Below are 5,669 nucleotides of genomic sequence, written 5' to 3' on the forward strand. Positions count from 1 at the left end.
TCATGGTCATGGTCATGGTCAGCACCAGGATGTGCACAGCGATCTCAATCTACGGGCCGCGTATCTGCACGTGGTGGCCGATGCCGCGACCTCGGTGCTCGCCATCGTCGCGCTGGTCGCCGGCATGCACTGGGGCGTGAGCTGGCTGGACCCGCTCATGGGCATTGTCGGCGCGGTGCTGGTCACCGTCTGGGCCTGGGGGTTGCTGCGCAGCACCGGCAGCGTGTTGCTGGATGCGGAGATGGATGCGCCGGTGGTGGCCGAAGTGAAGCAGGTGATCGCCGAGCTTGGGCATGCGATCGACATCGCCGACCTGCATGTGTGGCGGGTCGGCAGCGAGCGGTATGCCTGCGTCGTCAGCCTGGTCACCACGGCCGACATCGATGCGGAGCTGGTGCGCCGCGCGCTGCAGATCCATGAAGAACTGGTGCATGTCACGGTGGAGCTGCAGCCGCCCGGCGCTACCGAACGCTGCGGCCTAGAACCGCAGCAACTTGGCGCCACACGCCGCAGGCGGCATGCACGCACCGCCTGCATGCAATCTCAGACCTTGGACGGCGTGGAGCTGACGTATTTCTCGCGGCGAATCTGCGCACTCGGCAGGCCGGCGGCTTTAAGCGCTTCCAGGCAGGTGTCCACCATGTCCGGGTTGCCGCACAGGTAGGCGATGTCGTGCGCGGCATCGGGCGCGAACTCGGCCAGGTGCTGCTGCACGTAGCCATGGCGCACATCGGCGTGCGGCTGCTCTGGCAATTCGCGCGAGAAGCACGGCACGTAGCGGAACTGCGGATGCGCCTCGGCAAACGCGCGGAAGTCCTCGCCGTACAGCAGCTCGACCGGGTTGCGTGCGCCCTGCAGCAACACCACCTGCACACCGCGGGTGGCGATCGCTTCGGCCAGCAGCGGCAGCATCGAGCGGTACGGGGTGACGCCGGTGCCGGTGGCGATCAGCACATAGCGCCGGTTGTGGTCGCCCGGCTGCAGGCAAAAGCGCCCGTAGGGCCCGCTAGCCTGCAACTGGTCGCCAATCTCCAGGCCTTCGAACAGGGCCGTGGCCGAGCCGCCAGGCACGAAGCTCACCGCGATCTCCACTGCCTCGCCCGGCCCCAGCGCATGGTCGTGGATGGTCGCCAGCGAATAGCTGCGCTTGGTGGGCATGCCATCGGCGTAGTCGAAATGGATCTGGATGAACTGCCCGGGCTGGAAATCCAGCGGCTGCCCGTCGTCACGGACGAACTGGCAGTGGGCCACGGTGGGCGCAATCATGCGCCGGTCGACAAGCTTGAGGGGGAATTGAACGGGCACGAACGTATTTGGGACAGTCTGTGATCGGGGCAAACCCCAACGGGCTTCTATAATAACGGGCTGCAACTCGCTGCGCCGTCACCCTGGCGCGAAGGACCCGGCTTGAATTCCCCATCTCCCAGTGCGCCCGCCCTGCGCGTGTGCGATCTGCGCAAGACCTACGACAACGGCACCCAGGCGCTCAAGGGCGTCTCGCTGGACGTGGCGCCAGGCGATTTCTTCGCCCTGCTCGGCCCCAACGGGGCGGGCAAGTCCACCCTGATCGGCATCATCAGCTCGCTGGTGAACCTGTCCGGCGGGCAGGTGGAAGTGTTCGGCACCGACCTGGTCGCCCACCGCAGCGATGCGATGCGCCTGATCGGCCTGGTGCCGCAGGAAATCAACTTCAACCTGTTCGAAAAACCGTTCGACATCCTGGTCAACTACGCCGGCTTCTATGGCATGCCGCGCAGCCAGGCAAAAGCGCTGGCCGAAGTGGAACTGCGCCGCGCGCACCTGTGGGAGAAGGCCCAGGTGATGAGCCGCACGCTCTCCGGCGGCATGAAGCGCCGGCTGATGATCGCCCGCGCCATGATGACCCAGCCGCGCCTGCTGATCCTGGACGAGCCCACCGCCGGTGTGGATATCGAGATCCGCCGCGACATGTGGCGCGTGCTCAAGGACATCAACGCCGCCGGCATCACGATCATCCTGACCACGCATTACCTGGAAGAAGCCGAGCACCTGTGCCGCAACCTGGCCATCATCAACCACGGCCAGATCGTCACCCAGGGGCCGATGCGCGAGCTGCTGGCCAAGCTCGACGTGGAAGGCTTCCTGTTCGATATCGACGGTGAGCTGCCCGCGCAGCTGCCGGTGATCGAAGGCACCACGCTCACCGCCATCGACGGCCACACGCTGGATCTGAACATGCCGCGCGCGATGGACCTCAACCGCGTGTTCGCCACCCTGGGCGATGCCGGCATCCGCGTGCGCTCGATGCGCACCAAGAGCAACCGGCTGGAAGAGTTGTTCGTTCGTTTGACCGGGCCCGGCGAGACTGTCGCCGCCCCGGCTCCTGCCGCAACGGCGCCCGTGCGCCCGGCAGGCCACCCATGAGTCCTTCGGAGCCGTCGATGTCCGCCACGCCCGCCACACCCCGCCAACGCAACTGGATTGCGCTGGGCACCATCGTGCGCCGCGAAGTGCAGCGCATCCTGCGCATCTGGGGCCAGACCCTGGTGCCGCCGGCCATCACCATGACGCTGTACTTTCTGATCTTCGGTGGACTGATCGGCTCGCGCGTGGGCGAGATGGGCGGCTACAGCTACATGCAATTCATCGTGCCGGGCCTGGTGATGATGAGCGTGATCCAGAACAGCTACGGCAACATCTCTTCGAGTTTCTTCGGCGCCAAGTTCGGCCGCCACGTCGAAGAACTGCTGGTCAGCCCGATGCCCAACTGGGTGATCCTGTGGGGCTACGTGTCCGGCGCGGTGCTGCGCGGGGTGATGGTCGGGGCGATCGTGCTGATCATCGCGATGTTCTTCACCCCGGTGCGGATCCCGCATCCATTCGTCACGCTGACCACGGTGTTGCTGGGCGCGACCATCTTCTCGCTGGCCGGCTTCGTCAACGCGGTCTACGCCAAGAAGTTCGACGACGTGGCGATCGTGCCCACCTTCATCCTGACCCCGCTGACCTACCTGGGCGGCGTGTTCTATTCGGTGAAACTGCTTCCCGGCTGGGCCGAGGCGGCTACCCATGCCAACCCGATCTTCTACATGGTCAACGCCTTCCGCTACGGCCTGCTCGGCAGCTCGGACGTGCCGATCTGGGTGGCCTACGCGCTGATGCTGGGCTTTGTCGCCGTGCTCAGCGCATTGGCGCTGTGGCTGCTGCGACGCGGCGTGGGCTTGCGGAGCTGATGACATGCGCATCTTGATTCTCGGCGCCGGCGGTACCGGCGGTTATTTCGGCGGGCGCCTGGCCCAGGGCGGTGTCGATGTCACCTTCCTGGTGCGCGATGCACGCGCGGCACAGCTGCAGGCCGGGGGCCTGCGCATCCGCAGCCCGTTGGGCGATGCGCAGGTGCCGGTGGCGCATGTCACCGCGCAGGACTTGCCGGCCCTGGTGGCGCAGCAACCGTTCGATCTGGTGATCCTCAGCTGCAAGGCTTACGACCTGGACAGCGCGATCGAAGCGATTGCGCCGGCGGTGGGCGCGCACACCACGGTGCTGCCCATCCTCAACGGGCTGCGCCATTACGCGGCATTGGATGAGCGTTTCGGCGCGGCGCGGGTGCTGGGCGGGCTGTGCTTCATCAGCGCCACCAAGGGCGAGCACGGTGAGATCCTGCACCTGGGCAAGCCGGCGTCGCTGACCTTCGGCGAGCGCGATGGCGGCGCGGAGTCGGCGCGCGTGCAGGCGTTTGCAGCAGCGTGCACGCAGGCCGGGATCGACCACGTGGCCAGCGCCCGGATCGCGCAGGAGCAGTGGATCAAGTACAGCTTCCTCACTGCGCTGGCGGCGGCTACCTGCCTGATGCGCGCGCCGGTAGGCGCGATCGTGGCCACCGACGACGGACGCGCGTTGATCAACGGCCTGTACAACGAATGCCTGTGGGCCGCCGATGCGGCCGGGCAGCCGATTCCCGAACCCGCGCGTGCAAAAGCATTGCAGACGCTGTTGCAGGTGGATTCGCCACTCAAGGCCTCGATGCTGCGCGACCTGGAAGCCGGCCAGGACGTGGAAGCGGCGCAGATCGTCGGCGACATGCTGGCGCGCATACGCGAGACCGGTCGCAACGCGCCGCTGCTGATGGCCGCCAATGTGCACCTGCAGGCGTATCAGGTGCTGCGGCATAGTTGAGAAGGTGGCAGGCGGCGGTGGGTGGGTTGCGCGCCAGCCCCCATCCGCCCTTCGGGCACCTTCCCCCGCGCAAGCGGGAGAAGGGAGCTGCGCGGGAACGGTAACTACCGTTGCATCAAAGCGCCAAGACCCTCGGCGCCACTCCCAGCAAATCCCTTCTCCCGCTTGCGGGAGAAGGTGGCGCAACGCGCCGGATGAGGGCGCGTCGGGTTGGCGCAGCCTTCGCGCTGCAACGACGCGGTGCACACGATGCATTGCCTCCCGTCGCCCGCCTCGCCCCTGATGAAAGCGCTCAGCCACCTGTTTCGTGCCGGTCACTTCGTGATCCTGGCGTTTTTTGTGCTGTGCGCGGCGGGATTGGTGGGGATGGCCGGGCTGGAGTTGTGGCACGGCTTCACACCCGGCGGCGACATGCTGGTGCGCGACCGCTTCAACGTCGTGCTCGAAGCAGTCGGCCTGCTGACGGTGGCGCTGGTCACGCTCGAACTGGGCCGGACCATCTTCGAAGAAGAGATCCTGCGCGACGTCAAGGTCAGTGGCCCCACGCGCGTGCGGCGTTATTTATCGCGCTTTTTCGTGGTGATCGTGATTGCACTGGCGATCGAGACGCTGGTGTCGATCTTCGAGCTGATGCATGCCGACCCGGCCAAGCTGCCCTACGCCGCTGCCGTTGGCTCGTGCGCCGCCTTGTTGCTGATCGCCTGGGGCGTGTTCGTCAAACTCAATCGCAGCGCCGAAGAGCTGGAACCGGAGGCGATGGAAGAAACCAAGCGCGAAGACCGCGAGGTGCAGGAATAAGCGCGACAGACAGAACGTCGCTGACGGTCGTGAAATAAGCGCGCCGGCGGTGCGGAGCAGCGCAGTGGACGCGCGGCACGTGTCCATTTTCCGACGGCTAGCCGCGTTTATTCGCAGCCGCGCAATCATTTGCTTGTCAGCCGCTCTCAACCCGGTCAGCGTCAGCCAGCAGTCGTTTGCAGCGGCTGCACCGCCATCGGCATCGAGCGCAATCATCACGAACTGCCCGCGCGTGCACAGCTCGCGCGCGCCGCTGAGCAGGTCTTCGGCGATCAATTCCACTTCCACCGTGATCGAGCTACGCCCCACCGACACCACGCGCGCGATGGTTTCCACCATCTGGCCCTGGCGGATCGGCAGCTTGAAATCCACCTGGTCCGAACGCGCGGTCACCACGGTGCGGCGCGCATAGCGCGAGGCGGCAAGAAACGCGGCCTTGTCCATCCACGCCAGCGCCTGTCCACCGAACAGCGTGCCCAGATGATTGGTGTGATTGGGAAACACGATCTCAGCCATGCGGGCTTCGGTCGGTGCAACAAGCGTGGAACTGGTCATGACGAAGTGCCTGAAGAAGGAAGGAAAGCCAGCCCGATCAGCTGCGCAGCGTCGGCAGGAAGCTCAGGTCCATGTGGTACCGCGACGGCCGCTACGAATCGACGAGGATCCGCAGCGATTGCCCTGCGCGCAGGAACGGCTGCGGCGACGTCCCCCCGATT

The 5,669-nt window shown here is 66.0% G+C and carries 5 protein-coding genes and 2 pseudogenes; 5 read left to right on the plus strand and 2 right to left on the minus strand.

What is annotated here, in order from left to right; genetic code table 11:
- Positions 1-482: pseudogene (locus tag XAXN_RS19450) on the plus strand (cation diffusion facilitator family transporter); the annotation flags it as partial.
- A gap of 61 nt (positions 483-543) precedes the next feature.
- Here the strand turns inward: XAXN_RS19450 and XAXN_RS19455 are convergent.
- Positions 544-1,371, minus strand: coding sequence for a ferredoxin--NADP reductase (locus XAXN_RS19455; protein WP_164514245.1), 828 nt, complete (start codon positions 1,369-1,371; stop codon positions 544-546).
- A gap of 36 nt (positions 1,372-1,407) precedes the next feature.
- On the opposite strand from XAXN_RS19455, the gene XAXN_RS19460 reads away from it, so the two are divergent.
- The 4 genes from XAXN_RS19460 (at position 1,408) to XAXN_RS19475 (ending at position 4,953) form a co-directional block, all read left to right on the plus strand.
- Complete coding sequence (locus XAXN_RS19460) at positions 1,408-2,403, plus strand: ABC transporter ATP-binding protein (RefSeq protein WP_054320741.1); 996 nt, start codon at positions 1,408-1,410, stop codon at positions 2,401-2,403.
- The gene (locus XAXN_RS19465; protein ID WP_170912782.1) at positions 2,400-3,212 is read left to right on the plus strand and encodes an ABC transporter permease; all 813 of its coding nucleotides are present in this window, start codon (positions 2,400-2,402) and stop codon (positions 3,210-3,212) included. Before XAXN_RS19460 ends, XAXN_RS19465 begins: the two co-directional genes overlap by 4 nt.
- Positions 3,213-3,216: 4 nt before the next feature.
- Positions 3,217-4,155, plus strand: a complete 939-nt coding sequence (panE, locus tag XAXN_RS19470; RefSeq protein ID WP_054320742.1) for a 2-dehydropantoate 2-reductase — start codon at positions 3,217-3,219, stop codon at positions 4,153-4,155.
- A 282-nt stretch (positions 4,156-4,437) separates the two neighbouring features.
- Entirely contained in the window at positions 4,438-4,953 is a 516-nt protein-coding gene (locus tag XAXN_RS19475) for a hypothetical protein (RefSeq protein WP_054320743.1), read from the plus strand.
- 180 nt (positions 4,954-5,133) lie between these two features.
- Here XAXN_RS19475 and XAXN_RS22220 read toward each other — a convergent pair.
- Positions 5,134-5,508, minus strand: a pseudogene (locus XAXN_RS22220) (acyl-CoA thioesterase); the annotation flags it as partial.
- Positions 5,509-5,669 lie beyond the last annotated feature (161 nt).

The sequence above is a fragment of the Xanthomonas axonopodis genome (assembly GCF_001304695.1).
GTDB lineage: Bacteria > Pseudomonadota > Gammaproteobacteria > Xanthomonadales > Xanthomonadaceae > Xanthomonas > Xanthomonas axonopodis.

What these genes read in the sequence shown, in the direction of transcription:
- XAXN_RS19465 (WP_170912782.1), top strand. Translation starts at nt 2,400, where the DNA reads ATGAGTCCTTCGGAGCCGTCGATGTCCGCCACGCCCGCCACACCCCGC.
- panE (WP_054320742.1), top strand. Translation starts at nt 3,217, where the DNA reads ATGCGCATCTTGATTCTCGGCGCCGGCGGTACCGGCGGTTATTTCGGC.
- XAXN_RS19475 (WP_054320743.1), top strand. Translation starts at nt 4,438, where the DNA reads ATGAAAGCGCTCAGCCACCTGTTTCGTGCCGGTCACTTCGTGATCCTG.